Genomic DNA, 18,416 nt, shown 5'->3' with positions numbered 1-18,416 from the left:
GGCGTATAATATACGCATCATGCGGGTCTTAATCTTGCTAACTGGGATTAATAAGTTCCCATACCACCGAATTCTTCTCCAAGTTGATCCATTGTAATTACATCATCACCTTGAGGGATACCAATCTTGAATACCGGCTTCTCGTTGATTTTACTGTATTGGCCCGTTCCATTTACTGAGAAGGCCACTTTTGTGCCATCTTCCGGATCATTTACTTTAACATCCATCAATAAATCCTGATACACAGCGTATCCATCTTTATCGATCGCAGTATTATAGTGGAACTGGTTGATGGTAAGGTACTTATCAAGATCAGCTAAGCCCTTATCCAATTCAGTTCTAGCTTCACCTGATGTCAGTTCTTCTTTAGCCTTAGCTAGATCTGCATCTTTAATCTGCAGCATATCCTTGTATTCTTCCTTGCTTACGATATCAATGATTTTAGGCAGGGCGTTATTCACCAAGATAGTGATTGCTTCTTTAACATTATCGTTAGTCACTTGGAACTGAACGACTTGTTTAGCTTCCACACCTTCTGGTAAATTAGCATCTTTGGGATCAATCTCGTTAAAATATTTTTCTTCGTCATATTCAGCTAGGACAGTGTCCACCACTTCATTAGACAGCTTCTGCATTTTTTGAGTATCCATCGTACTTGGGTTAAATTCTGCACCCTCCTGCTCTGCCAACGCCTTCAGATCAACCTCTACAAACTTATTGAGGATCGTCTCAGGAATCGGTACGAAAGGAATAGATGGAATCTTAACATACAACTTCTCGGCAGTCATTACCATAGGAACATTAAAGCTCATGCTCATATCGCCTTTCAGATTCAGAACCATAGTTAGTTCTGTCTGCATTGGCTCAGCTTGATATACCCCATCAATGGTAATATCAGCATTCTTAAGCATACTAAGTACCTGTGTAGTCATTGCAGCAGATTCAGCGTCAGAAGTCTCGATCGTAAGATCGTTGATCGTGAATTTACTCTTCATCTCATAAGATGACATTGTAGTCGCTTTAGTAGCGGCTGATTTTAAGGCCTCTTTTGGCGCCTCCTGTTTACTTGCACATCCCGGCAGAATTACTGCTGCTGTAAGCAGCAATGCAGCGGCCGACAAACCCCACTTTTTGTTCATTATTGTTCTCCTCTCCCATTGTAAAAGAAATCTCTCCCCCTCCTATGATAAACCATTTGTAAAAATCAAGAAACACTTCTTTAAAATTCTTAACGTTTTTATTTGTTAACCTTGTGGATTATGGTGGTCAACATGGTTCGCTTGTTTCACCTTTTTAGAACCTGAAAGCGGTTCTGGACCTGAAGGAGCATGGTCTTTTCTCCGCTCACCACTTGTTGGCTCTGCCCCAGGAACAGGGATACTTTTTGGTTTCGACATTTTCATTCCTCCTAAGGATTGGTCAAGTTCTGAAGAGCCTGAGCACATTCATGAATTTGCCGTGAGTATTGCTGTGCCAACTGCTGTACGGCATCACTACGCTCATCAATATGGAGACCGCTCTGTTCCACATCCAGCAGATCCACTGCCACTTCTCTGCTATCTACATACTTGCAGCGAAAATCCAGTGAATAGCCTTGATGACCTGCCGCATTAAAATGAATCAGCAAGCTATTCGGATCCCCATTATCTGCCAGCACACTGAAACTATCCCCATCATCCATCAACGCCGGCAAACGCTCCTGCCAGGCTGAGACAAGCTTATGCTGATCAACTTCTAATGATCTATCCATGATTATGATCATCCTCCTTCTCTAATACATTGCGGAGAAATGAAGCTTTTTATTCTCAATAGAACTAGGTCTACCAAACAAAACAAAAAAACCGTCCCCCAGAGGGAACGGTTTCTATCTAATTATTCTTTAAGTTCATAAAGGAATGGCGGAGAGGATGGGATTCGAACCCATGTGGGCTTGCACCCTAACGGTTTTCAAGACCGCCCCGTTATGACCGCTTCGGTACCTCTCCAAATGCATTTAAATTTCACATGCATTAGGATTGTACCATACAATGCAAAGAAAAAGCAACTATATCTTTAAATAGTTTTTGGTTGTATCGATTTTACATTGCGCATATAAGGTTGTAGGCATTCTGGAATCAGAACACTGCCATCCTCTTGCTGATAATTCTCAAGAATTGCAGCAACCGTACGTCCAACAGCCAAAGCAGAGCCGTTCAGCGTATGAACAAATTCAGGCTTCGATTTTGGATCCTTACGGAAACGAATATTTGCCCGGCGTGCTTGGAAGTCTTCTGTATTTGAGCAAGAGGAGATCTCACGGTACATCCCACTCTCAGGCAACCACACTTCCAAATCGTACGTCTTAGCCGATGTAAAGCCCATATCAGCCGTACATAACCCAAGTACACGATAAGGCAGTCCTAACAGCTGCAGCACACGTTCAGCGTCTGCTGTCATTTTTTCTAATTCCTCATAGGAGGATTCAGGGGTGGTGAGCTTCACCAACTCTACCTTGTTGAATTGATGCTGGCGAATCAAACCGCGAGTATCACGGCCCGCCGAGCCCGCCTCAGAACGGAAACAAGAGCTGTAAGCTACATGGTATTTAGGCAGGTCAGCTGCCGTCAAAATCTCTTCGCGATAGTAGTTCGTTACAGGTACTTCAGCTGTAGGAATCAAATAGTATTCGGTATCCCGCAGCTTGAACAGATCCTCTTCGAATTTAGGCAGTTGTCCTGTACCATACAGGCTGTCTTTGTTCACAATGTAAGGCGGCAGCATTTCCTCATAGTTATGCTCACCACTGTGAAGATCCATCATAAAGTTAATCAGCGCCCGTTCTAGACGTGCTCCAAGTCCTTTATAGAAAACAAACCGGGATCCTGTAACCTTTGCTGCAGCTTCGAAATCAATAATATCAAGCTGCTGCGCAAGCTCCCAATGTGATTTCGGAGTGAATCCGAACTCTTTGGGCTCCGACCAGCGGCGTAATTCAACGTTATCATCCTCAGACTTCCCTACTGGAACTGAATCATGAGGAATATTAGGGATATTCATAGTAAGATCAGCAATCTGAGCTTCCAGTTCACGTACTTCGTCATCAAGCTCTTTAATTCGGTCAGATACTGTACGCATTTCTGTAATTAGATCATCTGCTGGCTCGCCGTTCTTTTTCTTTTTCGCTACTTCACCCGAAACTGTATTACGACGGTTCTTAAGACCTTCGGTTTCTTGCAGTAATTCACGTCGACGCAAATCAAGTTGTGGAAAATCAGCAATTAAGTCCAGCGATTTGCCCCGTTTTTCTAAAGCCTCTTCCACTCTTGCGTAATCACTACGTAGTATTTTTACATCTAACACAATGTTTCCCTCCTGAAAACAGCCTAAACTCTTTCAAAATGCTGATTACAGCTTTGAAAGAGTCAGGATGTTCTTTATATGCAATTTTGTTGTTGGACTTCCATATTCGCCTCTACCATATCGGCAAAATATTGGTGCAGTCTGAAATCATCGGTCAGTTCTGGATGAAAAGAAGACACCAGCAAGTTCCCTTCGCGCGCGGTTACAATCTCATCATTATAGACTGTAAGCACATCAACTCCCGGTCCTACCTCGTTGATAAGCGGTGCACGTATAAATACAGCACGAACCGGCTCATCAATGCCCTTAACCTCCAGATCACATTCAAAGCTTTCCCGTTGGCGGCCGAATGCATTCCGGGCTACGGTAATATCCATCAGCTCCAAATGCCCCGGTTCACCACCGGCAATTTTTTTGGCCAGCACGATCATACCCGCACATGTGCCAAAAATAGGCTTGCCCTGATCAGAAAAATCACGGATGGCTTCTATGAAACCATATTTCCGCATTAGCTTTCCAATCGTTGTACTTTCTCCGCCGGGGATAATCAGGCCTTCAACTTCTTCTAGCTGCTCCACACGCTTGATAGGCACGCCTTCTGCACCGGTCTTCTCTATACTAACAATATGCTCCGTAACAGCGCCTTGAAGCGCCAATACTCCTATCTTCATCCTACAACCTTCTCTCTATTAACGGCCACGCTCCGACATACGTTCAGCCGGGGTGAGAGTTGCAATATCAATCCCCTTCATTGGTGCACCAAGGTTCTTGGATACTTCAGCAATCAGTTTGTAATCAGTATAGTGTGTAGTGGCTTCAACAATCGCACGCGCAAATTTCTCAGGATTGTCCGATTTGAAAATACCCGAGCCTACGAATACACCATCAGCACCCAAATGCATCATAAGAGCAGCATCGGCAGGAGTAGCTACACCCCCAGCGGCAAAGTTAACAACCGGCAGTTTGCCAAGCTCATGAACTTCGAGCAACAGCTCATAGGAAACTCCCAGGTTCTTTGCTTCATTATATAGCTCGTCCTTGGACAAATTCGTTACTTTACGGATTTGACTGTTGATAAAGCGCATATGACGCACGGCCTCAACAATGTTGCCTGTTCCTGGTTCACCTTTTGTACGGATCATGGAGGCACCTTCGTTAATACGTCTCAATGCTTCTCCCAGATCCTTCGCTCCACATACAAAAGGAACGGTGAACTCACGTTTATCAATATGGAATACTTCATCAGCAGGAGTAAGAACTTCACTCTCATCCAAGTAATCAACACCCAAAGATTCTAGAACTTTCGCTTCTACATAATGGCCGATACGAGCCTTAGCCATAACAGGGATACTTACCACTTTGAGAACCTCTTCTACAATTGTAGGATCGGCCATCCGTGCTACACCGCCAGCTGCGCGAATGTCAGAAGGTACGCGTTCCAGAGCCATAACAGCAACTGCACCAGCAGCCTCAGCAATTTTTGCTTGCTCTGCATTCATGACGTCCATAATGACGCCGCCTTTTTGCATTTCTGCCATGCCTCTTTTAACTCGCGATGTACCTGTTTCCATGTCCTAACCCCCCGAATGATCTATCTTAATCTAACTTGTAATTTTACCCCAATGAAGGGAAATCTACAACCCATTTACTCGGATTTACTGCTGATTTCGACACCAAACTGCATTAAAACAAGTTCTTGATCCCTGAAAATAAATCACCGAAGAAATCGCCAATCGCTCTAAGGAACAACTTGAACCAGCCAGCTTTCTCAGCTTCCTCTACAGTGATCAGATTAACTGTTTTCTCCTGTGCCGCTTGCATGCCTTCAGCCTTGTAGGAATAAGTAACTTTACCTACTTTAGAGGACTGAGCAATAGGAGCAACCAAAGTTGCAGGGTCATTTGTTACAACAGTTGTAGTAACTTCAGGAGAAACAGTTCCCTTAGGAACAATGAAAGAAACTCCTTCATCAGTAACTATAGAAACATCTTTATTCTTGCCTTTCAGTACCGGAACTGTTTCCGTGCCAGCAATAACAGCCTTCGGAGCTACAACCTGTTTAATTTCAAAGTTGTTAAATCCGTAGTCGAGCACTTTTTTTGTTTCTGTGAATCGATGTGCCTCCGAGTTAGCACCCATAACAACACTGATTAGACGCATTCCATCACGCACAGCAGTACCGGTAAAGCAGTTACCTGCATTTGTGGTATGGCCAGTCTTCAGTCCATCTAGACCTGGATAAGCATATGCCTTAAAGTTGGGAATACTTTTGTTAGCTTCCAGCATCCAGTTGTAGTTAATGATCGGCGCTGTATCCCGATCACGGAATTTATAAGACTGAATCGTTGTAAATTCAGTGAAGTCCGGGTGGTCAGTAACTATAAATTTAGCAAGAGTAGCTGCATCTCTAGCTGACATTACAGTCTCTTTATCAAGATCAGGACGGAATTTCTTCGGCATGTCTGCCCGATCAAGTCCAGTTGAGTTAATAAAATAGGTATTTTTCATGCCCATCTTCTGTGCAGTCTGATTCATTAGTTCTACGAATTGTTCTTCTGAACCCGATACCAATTCTGCCAAAGCAACTGTGGCATCATTCGCCGATCCTACGGCCATCGCTATGTATAGCTCTTTAACCGTATGTTCATCTCCAGCTGCCAGAAAAATTCGTGATCCGACCTGTTTGGAAGCATTCTCTTGAATGATAACTTTCTGATCCCAAGAGATGTCTCCTTTTTTCACGGCATCAGATACAAGATATTCAGTCATCATCTTGGTCATACTCGCAGGTGGGAGTGGTGTATCTGGATTTAGAGCCATAAGTACTTGGCCTGTAGTTGGTTCTATTAGAATAGCAGAACTCAATTCCAAGTTAAGAGATTCCACAGAAGGGATCTTAACTGCGTTGGTCTTGGGTGCAGTTTCAGTAGTAGTTGCGGCACCTTCGGTTGTAACCGGAGTTTTGCCCGCTTCAGCCAATGCTGGAATTACTGGGTTCATTAACATATTTAAAAGCAGACCTACAGTCGCTGTCTTAATTACAATTTGCTTACCATTAAATTTTCGTTTGTGCTTCAATGATTACGACTCTCCTTTAAACCTCATATCAATAGCTTGTTCTATTCTAACACAGGGGTACCCGCAAAAAAAGACAGACAGGACGAAATAGTCCTGTCTGTCCAAAAAATAATACGGTTAGTCCATTATACGGAATAGTTTGGTGCTTCTTTTGTAATTTGCACATCATGCGGGTGGCTCTCACGAAGTCCAGCACTTGTGATGCGAATGAAAGAAGTATCGTTACGCAGTTCTTCCAATGACTTCGTACCGCAATAGCCCATACCTGAGCGCAATCCGCCGATCAATTGATGAACAGTGTCAGAAAGAGGCCCTTTAAAAGCAATACGTCCCTCAATTCCTTCAGGAACGAGCTTTTTATCATCATCTTGGAAATAACGGTCTTTACTGCCTTGTTTCATGGCACTCATGCTGCCCATACCACGATATACTTTAAATTTACGGCCTTGATAGAGCTCAGATTCCCCTGGGCTTTCTTCTGTACCCGCAAACATACTTCCCATCATTACAGCATGAGCACCAGCTGCGATAGCCTTTGTGATCTCCCCAGAATACTTAATACCGCCATCAGCGATAATAGGAATTCCATACTCACGAGCAACTGTCGCACAATCATAAATGGCTGTAACCTGAGGTACGCCGATACCAGCGATAACGCGTGTTGTACAGATCGATCCTGGTCCAATACCTACTTTAACTACAGATGCACCAGCTTCAATAAGTTCACGGGTTGCTTCGCCTGTAGCTACGTTACCAGCAACAATCGTAAGATCAGGATACAACTCACGAATTTGGCGAACCGCTTCAATAATATTAATGTGGTGACCATGTGCAGAATCGACGACGATCAGATCTACACCAGCTTTTACTAATGCTGCAGTACGTTCGAACGTGTCTTTAGAGATACCAACAGCTGCTCCAACAAGTAGACGGCCATGTGCATCTTTGGCTCCGTTAGGGAATTGAATAGCTTTTTCAATATCCTTAATGGTGATGAGACCCTTAAGAATATTATTCTCGTCCACAAGGGGAAGCTTCTCAATCTTATGACGTTGCAGGATACCTTCTGCTTCCTGAAGGGTTGTACCAACAGCAGCTGTTACAAGATTCTCATGTGTCATAACTTCTTTAATCTGAATATTGAAATCATGAATAAAGCGTAAGTCTCTATTAGTTAGAATACCGACAAGTTTATTGTCACTGTCTACAATCGGCACTCCGGAAATGCGATATTTACCCATTAAAAGCTCTGCATCAGATACCATGTGTTCTGCCGTAAGTGAGAATGGATTCGTAATAACTCCGCTCTCGGAACGCTTCACACGATCTACTTCTTCCGCTTGCTGCTCTACAGGCATATTCTTGTGTATAATCCCGATGCCACCCTCACGAGCAATTGCAATGGCCATGGCTGCTTCTGTGACTGTGTCCATCCCTGCACTCATAAGTGGAATATTCAACTTCACATTCTTACTTAGAACTGTGGTCAAATCCACTTCTTTAGGCAGTACCTCAGATTTACGCGGAACCAGCAGCACATCATCAAAAGTTAGACCTTCTTTACCAAACTTATCTTTCCACACCTGGGTCATTCCTCCTCGGTTGTTTTAAATTATACCCGCCTACAAACTTTATGAAAGAAGAACCTTTGACTCCAGTCCATTCACGACAGACAATTCTGTACATCTGGGGGCTGAACAAGTGTAGATCTTCAATTAAGGTTTGAGATGCTTATCCAAAAATATATTATTGCCATCTTAGCAAAGGGCATTTGGACTGTCAAGAACATTACATCATCAGAGTAGGTATTCAAAAAACGGCCCCCGGGTAAGCGAATTATTGGACGTTAGTCCGTGCTCAGTGGACATATAGTGTATAAAAAATCCACAATGCATTTCTGCTCATCTTATTACCCACGCTTATCTCCATCATAGTATTTCAAAATATAGCCTAATGAATTCTCTATTTATATAACAAAAAGACCACTGTCGATTACTCAACAGTGGTCTTGTGTGCTTGGCAACGTCCTACTCTCCCAGGACCCTTCGGTCCAAGTACCATCGGCGCTGGAGGGCTTAACGGTCGTGTTCGGGATGGGTACGCGTGGAACCCCTCCGCTATCGCCACCAAACATGCGTCTGTGAAACAGACGCTGCCGCGTGAAATTCGGTTCATCACCAGAAGTGACAATGAATTTCTAAGCGTGTTACAGGCTTAATCGCCTGAAAACTGAATCCGAAACGAATCTGCATTCTAAGTATAGGATAAGCCCTCGACCGATTAGTATTGGTCAGCTCCATGCATTGCTGCACTTCCACCTCCAACCTATCTACCTCGTCGTCTTCAAGGGGTCTTACTAATTGGGAAATCTCATCTTGAGGGGGGCTTCACGCTTAGATGCTTTCAGCGCTTATCCCGTCCGTACGTAGCTACCCAGCCATGCTCCTGGCGGAACAACTGGTGCACCAGCGGTACGTCCATCCCGGTCCTCTCGTACTAAGGACAGCTCCTCTCAAATTTCCTGCGCCCACGACAGATAGGGACCGAACTGTCTCACGACGTTCTGAACCCAGCTCGCGTACCGCTTTAATGGGCGAACAGCCCAACCCTTGGGACCTACTTCAGCCCCAGGATGCGATGAGCCGACATCGAGGTGCCAAACCTCCCCGTCGATGTGGACTCTTGGGGGAGATAAGCCTGTTATCCCCAGGGTAGCTTTTATCCGTTGAGCGATGGCCCTTCCATGCGGTACCACCGGATCACTAAGTCCGACTTTCGTCCCTGCTCGACTTGTAGGTCTCGCAGTCAAGCTCCCTTATGCCTTTGCACTCTGCGAATGATTTCCAACCATTCTGAGGGAACCTTGGAACGCCTCCGTTACTCTTTAGGAGGCGACCGCCCCAGTCAAACTGCCCGCCTGACACGGTCCCCGTACCCGATTAGGGTACTAGGTTAGAACCTAGATACGATCAGGGTGGTATCCCAACGGCGCCTCCACCGAAGCTTGCGCTCCGATTTCTACGGCTCCCACCTATCCTGTACAGATCGTACCCAAATTCAATATCAAGCTGCAGTAAAGCTCCATGGGGTCTTTCCGTCTTGTCGCGGGTAACCTGCATCTTCACAGGTATTAAAATTTCACCGGATCTCTCGTTGAGACAGCGCCCAAGTCGTTACGCCATTCGTGCGGGTCAGAATTTACCTGACAAGGAATTTCGCTACCTTAGGACCGTTATAGTTACGGCCGCCGTTTACTGGGGCTTCGGTTCATAGCTTCGGGTTACCCCTAACCACTCCCCTTAACCTTCCAGCACCGGGCAGGCGTCAGCCCGTATACTTCGCCTTGCGGCTTCGCACAGACCTGTGTTTTTGCTAAACAGTCGCTTGGGCCTTTTCACTGCGGCCCCCTCGTGCTATTCACACTACCGGGGCACCCCTTCTCCCGAAGTTACGGGGTCATTTTGCCGAGTTCCTTAACGAGAGTTCTTCCGCGCGCCTTAGAATTCTCTTCTCGCCTACCTGTGTCGGTTTGCGGTACGGGCACCTTCTCCTGGCTAGAGGCTTTTCTTGGCAGTGTGAGATCATGACCTTCGCTACTACAATTTTCGCTCCCCATCACAGCCCAGCCTTAATGATGTGCGGATTTGCCTACACATCAGCCTCACTGCTTAGACGGACATCCATCAGTCCGCGTCACTACCCTCCTGCGTCACCCCATCGCTCATAGCGGATTACGGTGGTACAGTAATTTCAAACTGTTGTCCTTCGACTACGCCTTTCGGCCTCGCCTTAGGTCCCGACTTACCCTGAGCGGACGAGCCTTCCTCAGGAAACCTTGGGCTTTCGGCGGATCAGATTCTCACTGATCTTTTCGTTACTCATACCGGCATTCTCACTTGTGTAGTGTCCAGCGCTCTTTTCAGTACACCTTCAACCCCTACACAACGCTCCCCTACCCCAGATGCAAAGCATCTAGCCATAGCTTCGGTGGTGTGTTTAGCCCCGTTACATTTTCGGCGCAGAGTCACTCGACCAGTGAGCTATTACGCACTCTTTCAATGGTGGCTGCTTCTAAGCCAACATCCTGGTTGTCTGTGCAACTCCACATCCTTTCCCACTTAACACACACTTGGGGACCTTAGCTGATGGTCTGGGCTGTTTCCCTTTTGACAATGGATCTTAGCACTCACTGTCTGACTCCCGGCAATAAGTATATGGCATTCGGAGTTTGACTGAGCTTGGTAATCCTTGCGGACCCCGCACCCAATCAGTGCTCTACCTCCACTACTCTTATACCGAGGCTAGCCCTAAAGCTATTTCGGGGAGAACCAGCTATCTCCGAGTTCGATTGGAATTTCTCCGCTACCCCCACCTCATCCCCGCACTTTTCAACGTACGTGGGTTCGGGCCTCCAGTGCGTGTTACCGCACCTTCACCCTGGACAGGGGTAGATCACACGGTTTCGGGTCTACGTCCACATACTAAATCGCCCTATTCAGACTCGCTTTCGCTGCGGCTCCACCTTCTCGGCTTAACCTTGCATGTTAAACGTAACTCGCCGGTTCATTCTACAAAAGGCACGCCATCACCCATAGATCGGGCTCTGACTTTTTGTAAGCACACGGTTTCAGGTTCTATTTCACTCCCCTTCCGGGGTGCTTTTCACCTTTCCCTCACGGTACTGTTTCACTATCGGTCGCCAGGTAGTATTTAGCCTTAGCAGATGGTCCTGCTGGATTCATACGGGGTTTCACGTGCCCCGCACTACTCGGGATCCGTCTCGGAGAGAATACAGTTTAGGTTACAGGGCTTTTACCTCTATCGCGGGCCTTTCCAGACCTCTTCACCTACCATATTCCTTTGTAACTCCATGTGAGACGTCCCACAACCCCAAGAGGCAAGCCCCTTGGTTTAGGCTGTTCCGCGTTCGCTCGCCGCTACTGACGGAATCACTATTGTTTTCTCTTCCTCAGGGTACTTAGATGTTTCAGTTCCCCTGGTCTGCCTCTACACACCCTATGTATTCAGGTATGAGTAACTGCGAATTACCACAGCTGGGTTTCCCCATTCGGACACCCCCGGATCAAAGCTTGCTTACAGCTCCCCGAGGCAGTTTCGTTGTTCGCCACGTCCTTCGTCGGCTCCTGGCGCCTAGGCATCCTCCGTGTGCTCTTATTAGCTTAACCTTGATTTTTCCGCAGGAAAATATCATACGATGACATTCTCTTTTGGAATCATCTCACTAATAACATTTACTTGTTTACACAAGTTGCTAAAAGATGTTCTAAAACGCAAATTCGTTTCGGTATCCAGTTTTCAAGGATCAAGTCTTACTGAGAGCTTAAACTCTCAAAACTGAGCAACGAGTGAGTAACAGGCCTAAACCTGAGTTTTGGAAGCTGAGCTTCCGATTTGAATGTTCTCATTGCAGAGAACGATTCTCCATAGAAAGGAGGTGATCCAGCCGCACCTTCCGATACGGCTACCTTGTTACGACTTCACCCCAATCATCTACCCCACCTTCGGCGGCTGGCTCCCTTGCGGGTTACCCCACCGACTTCGGGTGTTGTAAACTCTCGTGGTGTGACGGGCGGTGTGTACAAGACCCGGGAACGTATTCACCGCGGCATGCTGATCCGCGATTACTAGCAATTCCGACTTCATGCAGGCGAGTTGCAGCCTGCAATCCGAACTGAGACCGGCTTTGATGGGATTGGCTCCACCTCGCGGCTTCGCTTCCCGTTGTACCGGCCATTGTAGTACGTGTGTAGCCCAGGTCATAAGGGGCATGATGATTTGACGTCATCCCCACCTTCCTCCGGTTTGTCACCGGCAGTCACTCTAGAGTGCCCAGCATTACCTGCTGGCAACTAAAGTTAAGGGTTGCGCTCGTTGCGGGACTTAACCCAACATCTCACGACACGAGCTGACGACAACCATGCACCACCTGTCTCCTCTGTCCCGAAGGCCGCTGCTATCTCTAGCAGATTCAGAGGGATGTCAAGACCTGGTAAGGTTCTTCGCGTTGCTTCGAATTAAACCACATACTCCACTGCTTGTGCGGGTCCCCGTCAATTCCTTTGAGTTTCAGTCTTGCGACCGTACTCCCCAGGCGGAGTGCTTACTGTGTTAACTTCGGCACCAAGGGTATCGAAACCCCTAACACCTAGCACTCATCGTTTACGGCGTGGACTACCAGGGTATCTAATCCTGTTTGCTCCCCACGCTTTCGCGCCTCAGCGTCAGTTACAGCCCAGAAAGTCGCCTTCGCCACTGGTGTTCCTCCACATATCTACGCATTTCACCGCTACACGTGGAATTCCACTTTCCTCTTCTGTACTCAAGCCACCCAGTTTCCAGTGCGACCTCAGGTTGAGCCCAAGGTTTAAACACCAGACTTAAATAGCCGCCTGCGCGCGCTTTACGCCCAATAATTCCGGACAACGCTTGCCCCCTACGTATTACCGCGGCTGCTGGCACGTAGTTAGCCGGGGCTTTCTTCTCAGGTACCGTCACTCCGATAGCAGTTACTCTACCGGACGTTCTTCCCTGGCAACAGAGCTTTACGATCCGAAAACCTTCATCACTCACGCGGCGTTGCTCCGTCAGGCTTTCGCCCATTGCGGAAGATTCCCTACTGCTGCCTCCCGTAGGAGTCTGGGCCGTGTCTCAGTCCCAGTGTGGCCGTTCACCCTCTCAGGTCGGCTACGCATCGTCGCCTTGGTGGGCCGTTACCCCACCAACTAGCTAATGCGCCGCAGGCCCATCCCTCAGTGACAGATTGCTCCGTCTTTCATTCTTCTCTCAGGAGAAAAAAGAAATTATCCGGTATTAGCTACCGTTTCCGGTAGTTATCCCAGTCTGAAGGGCAGGTTGCCTACGTGTTACTCACCCGTCCGCCGCTAAGTCATTTTGAAAGCAAGCTTTCAAAATGACTCCGCTCGACTTGCATGTATTAGGCACGCCGCCAGCGTTCGTCCTGAGCCAGGATCAAACTCTCCAATTAGTATTGAAAAGAGCGATATGCTCATTTTGAAACATCTGACGAGAAAATTAATTCTCTAATTTTGGATATCACTTACGTGATTTCCTACTCACTCGTTGTTCAGTTTTCAAAGATCAAGTTCTCGTTGGCGCCGTTTAATGTCTCAGCAGCAACTCTTATACTATATCATGTTCGGCTATTTAATGTCAAGCTCTTTTTTCAATTTCTTTTTCGAGCTCGGCATGTGTATTTCTTGGCCGGACTTAGAATATATCATGTATGGAGAAGCATTGCAAGAGTTTTTTTGAAACTAATATTAAATCTCTACATTCTATAGGAGCAATGAAGTGAAAGCACCGCTTCTAATCAACAGTAGCCAAGAGAACTGTCCTTAGACAGCTCCCTTAAGCCCTGTGTTGTATAGATACTATTCAGTACGGTTACGCATATGTGGAAACAGCAATACATCGCGAATCGATGCAGAATTGGTAAGCAGCATGATCAAACGGTCTACACCGATTCCCAGTCCGCCAGTAGGTGGCATACCATATTCCAGGGCGCGGATGAAATCATCATCCATCTCATGAGCTTCGTCATTACCTTGCTCTTTCTCCTGGATCTGTGCCTCAAAGCGTTGACGCTGGTCAATCGGATCATTCAATTCACTAAATGCATTAGCGTGCTCACGACCCACAATAAACAGCTCAAAACGATCGGTAAAGCGTGGATCCTCATCGTTTTTCTTCGCAAGTGGTGAAATTTCAACAGGGTGTCCCATTACAAAGGTTGGCTGAATTAGCGTTTCCTCTACAAATTGCTCGAAGAAAGCGTTAAGGATATGACCGAACGTCATATGTTTCTCAACAGGCACACGATGTTCTTTTGCCAAAGCTTGTGCTTCGTCATCTGTCATGTGAACACTGAAATCAACACCGGTTACTTCTTTAACAGCATCAACCATAGTTACACGACGCCATCCTGGAGACAGATTTACCTCTTTGCCTTGGTAATCCAGCAGTTGTGTACCTAATACCTCTTGGGCAATATGTGCAATCATATTCTCCGTGAGATTCATGATGTCCTTGTAGTCAGCATATGCTTCGTACAACTCAATCATAGTAAACTCTGGATTATGACGAGTCGACATTCCCTCGTTACGGTATACACGGCCGATTTCGTACACTTTTTCCAAACCGCCAACAATAAGGCGTTTCAAGTGAAGCTCGATAGCAATCCGCATATACAGCTGCATTTCAAGTGTGTTGTGGTAAGTAATAAACGGACGCGCAGCTGCTCCGCCGGCGATCGTATGAAGTGTAGGTGTTTCAACTTCAAGATAACCAAGTGAATCCAAATAGCGACGCATCGATTGAATAATTCTTGAACGGGCAATAAAGGTCTGTTGAACTTCCGGATTAATAATCAAATCAACATAGCGCTGGCGATAACGCAGTTCTACATCTTTAAGACCATGATATTTCTCAGGAAGTGGCAGCAGGGATTTGGACAAGACTTCGAGATTATGCACTTTGATGGAGGTCTCGCCTGTTTTGGTTTTGAATACTGTTCCACGAACGCCAATAATATCTCCCAGATCGAGAACATTAAACGCCGCGTATTGAGTTTCAGGAATGCTGTCTTGACGAACATAAAGCTGAATTCTTCCACTAAGGTCCTGGATATGTGCAAAGCTGGCTTTACCCATAACGCGTTTTGCCATAATACGTCCAGCAATGCTTACTTCAACAGAAAGCTCGTCCAATTCCTCTTTGGAAAGTCCATCATACTTAGCTACGATGTCGCCAGCGTTAGCTGTGCGTTCGTATTTTTTGCCGAAAGGATCAATACCAAGTCCTCTTAGCTCGTCCAGTTTGGCACGGCGGATCTGCAAAAGCTCACTAAGTTCGTTCTCTGCATTGTCCACATTGTTCATTTCCTCGGTCATGCGATTCATCCCCTTATAACTCAGTAATATCATATACACAAGAAGAAACGGCTCCGTCTCCATAGTTAGAGGACAGTCCCGTTCCAGCTCAAAATATAAGCAGTTTGTTTTACCTATCGTTTCTGGATGATTTGAAAAAAGCTTCCCTAAGGAAGCTTTCCCAAACATGTTCCCTTATCTACCTATGTACAGTGAAATGACTAATACATACGGCAGCACATCTATTGACAGACATTAAGGTCTGTATATTACTTCATTCTGATATCGAGAATTTTATATTGAATAACTCCTGCAGGTGTAGAAACATCAACAACCGTACCTATTTTTTTCCCGATAATAGCTTTGCCTACCGGACTTTCATTGGAAATCTTGTTATTCAGTGGATCAGACTCTGCTGTACCTACGATCGTATACTCCATAGTGTCCCCATATTCCAAATCCTCGACACTTACAGTAACACCAATACTTACTACGTCAGTAACGATCTCGTCGCTATTGATGATACGCGCGTTGCGAAGCATCTTCTCCAAAGTTAGAACGCGTCCTTCGATAAAAGCTTGCTCATTCTTCGCGTCTTCATACTCCGAGTTCTCACTGATATCTCCGTAGCCAATCGCTACCTTAATCCGTTCAGCAACCTCACGGCGTTTTACGGATTTGAGGGTCTCCAGCTCATCTTCCAGACGTTTTAGCCCGTCCGGCGTAAGGATGACTTCTTTATCGCTCATCTCAACCGATTCTCCTGTCGTATACAATTATTGAAAACACCATACTATATGCTAATCTAGAAGGATAAGAACCCTCCCTGCTGCATTGCTCTTACTGTAACGGCGATTTTATACTGTGAAATTATATTGGAACCGCTACAAAATGTCAATGACACCACATATAAAGTCAGATGTGTTCAAATATCAGCAGAAAAAAGGTGATTATACAGCAGAAGAAGACATTTCAATGCCCTTGCTCTCTTCTTCATGCTTTAATTGAACGACAAAATCATTCAATATCCTCACCATTCCATCGCGTTTTGTTTCTGTCATGAGAACATCCTTCACTCTAGCGGCAGCCTTCAAGCCTTTTAAGTACCAGGCCATATGCTTACGCATCTCACGGACAGCGACAGCTTCTCCCTTAAGAGCTACCAGTCGATCCATATGAAGAATAGCAACCTTAATCTTCTCATCCAAGCCAGGTTCAGGCATAAGCTCGCCGGTGCTCAAATATTGAATCGTACGATACAACATCCAAGGATTGCCGAGTGCTCCACGCCCGATCATTACGCCATCGCAGCCAGTCTGATCCAACATAGCCCGAGCATCTTCAGGTGTATTAACATCCCCGTTGCCAATAACAGGAATAGAAACTGCTTCTTTTGCCATCTTGATATAGTTCCAGTCCGCATGGCCTGTGTAAAGCTGCTCCCGGGTACGACCGTGTACGCTGACAGCCTTACCCCCGGCACGTTCAACCGCACGCGCATTATCTTCGACAAAAATATGCTCGCTATCCCAGCCAATCCGCATTTTCACGGTTACGGGTTTATCGACAACATCGACAACCGCAGAGACCATTTCATAGATTTTGTCGGGATTCAAAAGCCAGCGGGCTCCCGCATCACATTTAGTTACTTTAGGCACTGGGCATCCCATATTGATATCGATAATATCAGCATTGGTTTCTTTATCAACCACTTTTGCTGCTTGCACCAGTGATTCTCTATCCCCGCCAAAAATCTGCAAACTAAGCGGTTTCTCCCGTTCATCTACAAACAACATTTCGCGAGTACGTGTATTTCCGTGAATAATGGCCTTATCGCTTACCATTTCCGCACAGACCAGACCTGTACCAAATTCCTTAGCGATCAGACGAAAAGCCGGATTGCACACGCCAGCCATAGGTGCCAGAACAACCTGATTTTTCATCTCGATATCGCCAATCTTCAGCATTCGTATCACTTCCTGCCTTTTAATTCTTGGAAATTATGAGTTGGGATCCACAAGCTCTTCTGTTGTAACCCCTAGGACATTCGCAATTTTATCTAAAATTTGATCTTCTAATCGTCTGTTACCCCTCTCGACTGCACCAAGCACAGCCAAGGAAATTCCGGCAAGATCCGCAAGATCCTGTTGAGTATACCCTTTTAGCTTACGGAATGCCCTGACCCTCCGTCCCAAACGCTTGTTGTCCACAACCGAATTCCTTCCTTCCCGTCTATGTCTTGAAGCGCTGCTGTAATCAGCTTGCGAAGTCCGGAAGATTGTTCATTCTGTGGAACGATGTCACTGAGCGGAAACAATACAAAAGCACGCTCTAACATGCGTGGATGCGGTAACGTTAAATGTGGTGTATCGAGCACCTGACCCTCAACCCACAACAAATCCAAATCTACCGTTCTCGGTCCATAGCGGATATCCCGGATACGACCCAACTGCGTTTCAATCCCCAACATCACTTCCAGCAAGGACTCGGGCGCAAGTGTCGTTCGCAAAGCTGCTGCCATATTGAGAAACTGCGGCTGATCTAAATAACCTACTGGCTCTGTCTCGTAAACTTTGGAGCAGCGGACCACCGATATTTCATCATGAGCGTCCAGTCTGTTCAAAGCCTCTGACAGTGTGCCCTCGCGGTCACCTAAATTAGCCCCTAAAGCAATATAAGCCTCTGATTCTTCAGAGGTGGAATGTATATTCATGGACCTTGTTCTCACTTTCTAGTTCTGCGCAGCTCTACAGTCACTCCCTGAAAATGAATGTCGAAAGGCGGATGGGGTTTAGTTACCTTAACCGTTACTGCATTGATAACAGTATAAGTGTCCAGTACGGAGGATGCAATATATTCTGCCAAAGCTTCGATCAACTTAAAAGACTTTATTTCGACAATGTTTTTGACTAATTCATGAACTTCAGCATAATTCACGGTTTGACTCAAATCATCATTCAAGCCCGCACCCTGCAAATCAAGCTCCAGCTCTAAATCAATGTAAAAACGTTGTCCCAGCTTACGTTCTTCCTCAAATACACCGTGGTATCCGTAATATTCCATGCGATGCATTGTCATTTTATCCATGAT

14 protein-coding genes, 1 tRNA gene and 3 rRNA genes are annotated in these 18,416 nt (G+C 46.1%); all 18 read right to left on the bottom strand.

The window, feature by feature from the left end; genetic code table 11:
- Positions 1–47: 47 nt before the first annotated feature.
- Complete coding sequence (locus tag NSS82_RS00755; RefSeq protein WP_038568046.1) at positions 48–1,139, bottom strand: hypothetical protein; 1,092 nt, start codon at positions 1,137–1,139, stop codon at positions 48–50.
- 105 nt (positions 1,140–1,244) lie between these two features.
- A complete protein-coding gene (locus NSS82_RS00750; RefSeq protein ID WP_036679976.1) occupies positions 1,245–1,397 on the bottom strand; it encodes a small acid-soluble spore protein P in 153 nt (50 codons plus the stop codon).
- Between the two features lie 11 nt (positions 1,398–1,408).
- Positions 1,409–1,750, bottom strand: a complete 342-nt coding sequence (locus NSS82_RS00745) for a hypothetical protein (protein WP_036679977.1) — start codon at positions 1,748–1,750, stop codon at positions 1,409–1,411.
- Between the two features lie 146 nt (positions 1,751–1,896).
- Positions 1,897–1,985 (bottom strand) — tRNA-Ser (locus NSS82_RS00740).
- A 67-nt stretch (positions 1,986–2,052) separates the two neighbouring features.
- On the bottom strand, positions 2,053–3,339 hold the full coding sequence (gene serS / locus NSS82_RS00735) for a serine--tRNA ligase (RefSeq protein WP_076100088.1): 1,287 nt from the start codon (positions 3,337–3,339) through the stop codon (positions 2,053–2,055).
- A 74-nt stretch (positions 3,340–3,413) separates the two neighbouring features.
- Complete coding sequence (gene pdxT / locus NSS82_RS00730) at positions 3,414–4,010, bottom strand: pyridoxal 5'-phosphate synthase glutaminase subunit PdxT (RefSeq protein ID WP_076273390.1); 597 nt, start codon at positions 4,008–4,010, stop codon at positions 3,414–3,416.
- Positions 4,011–4,028: 18 nt separating this feature from the next.
- A complete protein-coding gene (gene pdxS / locus NSS82_RS00725; protein ID WP_076148021.1) occupies positions 4,029–4,910 on the bottom strand; it encodes a pyridoxal 5'-phosphate synthase lyase subunit PdxS in 882 nt (293 codons plus the stop codon).
- 112 nt (positions 4,911–5,022) lie between these two features.
- On the bottom strand, positions 5,023–6,417 hold the full coding sequence (locus NSS82_RS00720; protein ID WP_036679981.1) for a D-alanyl-D-alanine carboxypeptidase family protein: 1,395 nt from the start codon (positions 6,415–6,417) through the stop codon (positions 5,023–5,025).
- Positions 6,418–6,542: 125 nt separating this feature from the next.
- Positions 6,543–8,000, bottom strand: coding sequence for an IMP dehydrogenase (guaB, locus tag NSS82_RS00715; protein WP_036679982.1), 1,458 nt, complete (start codon positions 7,998–8,000; stop codon positions 6,543–6,545).
- Between the two features lie 431 nt (positions 8,001–8,431).
- Positions 8,432–8,548 (bottom strand): 5S ribosomal RNA (gene rrf / locus NSS82_RS00710).
- Between the two features lie 129 nt (positions 8,549–8,677).
- Positions 8,678–11,603: ribosomal RNA gene (locus NSS82_RS00705) — 23S ribosomal RNA — on the bottom strand.
- A gap of 262 nt (positions 11,604–11,865) precedes the next feature.
- Positions 11,866–13,423 (bottom strand): 16S ribosomal RNA (locus tag NSS82_RS00700).
- The 16S, 23S and 5S rRNA genes sit together here, the layout of an rRNA operon.
- Positions 13,424–13,829: 406 nt before the next feature.
- Positions 13,830–15,347, bottom strand: a complete 1,518-nt coding sequence (gene lysS / locus NSS82_RS00695) for a lysine--tRNA ligase (RefSeq protein ID WP_038573979.1) — start codon at positions 15,345–15,347, stop codon at positions 13,830–13,832.
- 248 nt (positions 15,348–15,595) lie between these two features.
- Complete coding sequence (gene greA, locus NSS82_RS00690) at positions 15,596–16,075, bottom strand: transcription elongation factor GreA (protein ID WP_036678719.1); 480 nt, start codon at positions 16,073–16,075, stop codon at positions 15,596–15,598.
- Between the two features lie 201 nt (positions 16,076–16,276).
- Entirely contained in the window at positions 16,277–17,293 is a 1,017-nt protein-coding gene (gene dusB, locus NSS82_RS00685) for a tRNA dihydrouridine synthase DusB (RefSeq protein WP_036678722.1), read from the bottom strand.
- Positions 17,294–17,326: 33 nt separating this feature from the next.
- On the bottom strand, positions 17,327–17,536 hold the full coding sequence (locus NSS82_RS00680) for a helix-turn-helix domain-containing protein (RefSeq protein ID WP_076099929.1): 210 nt from the start codon (positions 17,534–17,536) through the stop codon (positions 17,327–17,329).
- Positions 17,488–18,039, bottom strand: a complete 552-nt coding sequence (gene folK / locus NSS82_RS00675; RefSeq protein WP_036678725.1) for a 2-amino-4-hydroxy-6-hydroxymethyldihydropteridine diphosphokinase — start codon at positions 18,037–18,039, stop codon at positions 17,488–17,490. The genes NSS82_RS00680 and folK overlap by 49 nt, the downstream gene beginning before the upstream one ends.
- Positions 18,040–18,050: 11 nt before the next feature.
- A complete protein-coding gene (gene folB, locus NSS82_RS00670) occupies positions 18,051–18,413 on the bottom strand; it encodes a dihydroneopterin aldolase (protein WP_036678726.1) in 363 nt (120 codons plus the stop codon).
- Positions 18,414–18,416: the final 3 nt, after the last annotated feature.

Source organism: Paenibacillus sp. FSL H7-0735 (assembly GCF_038008505.1).
Taxonomy (GTDB): Bacteria; Bacillota; Bacilli; order Paenibacillales; family Paenibacillaceae; genus Paenibacillus_AQ; species Paenibacillus_AQ odorifer.
The sequence above is the reverse complement of the archived record's forward strand: the minus strand, read 5'-3'. Positions and strand labels throughout refer to the sequence as shown.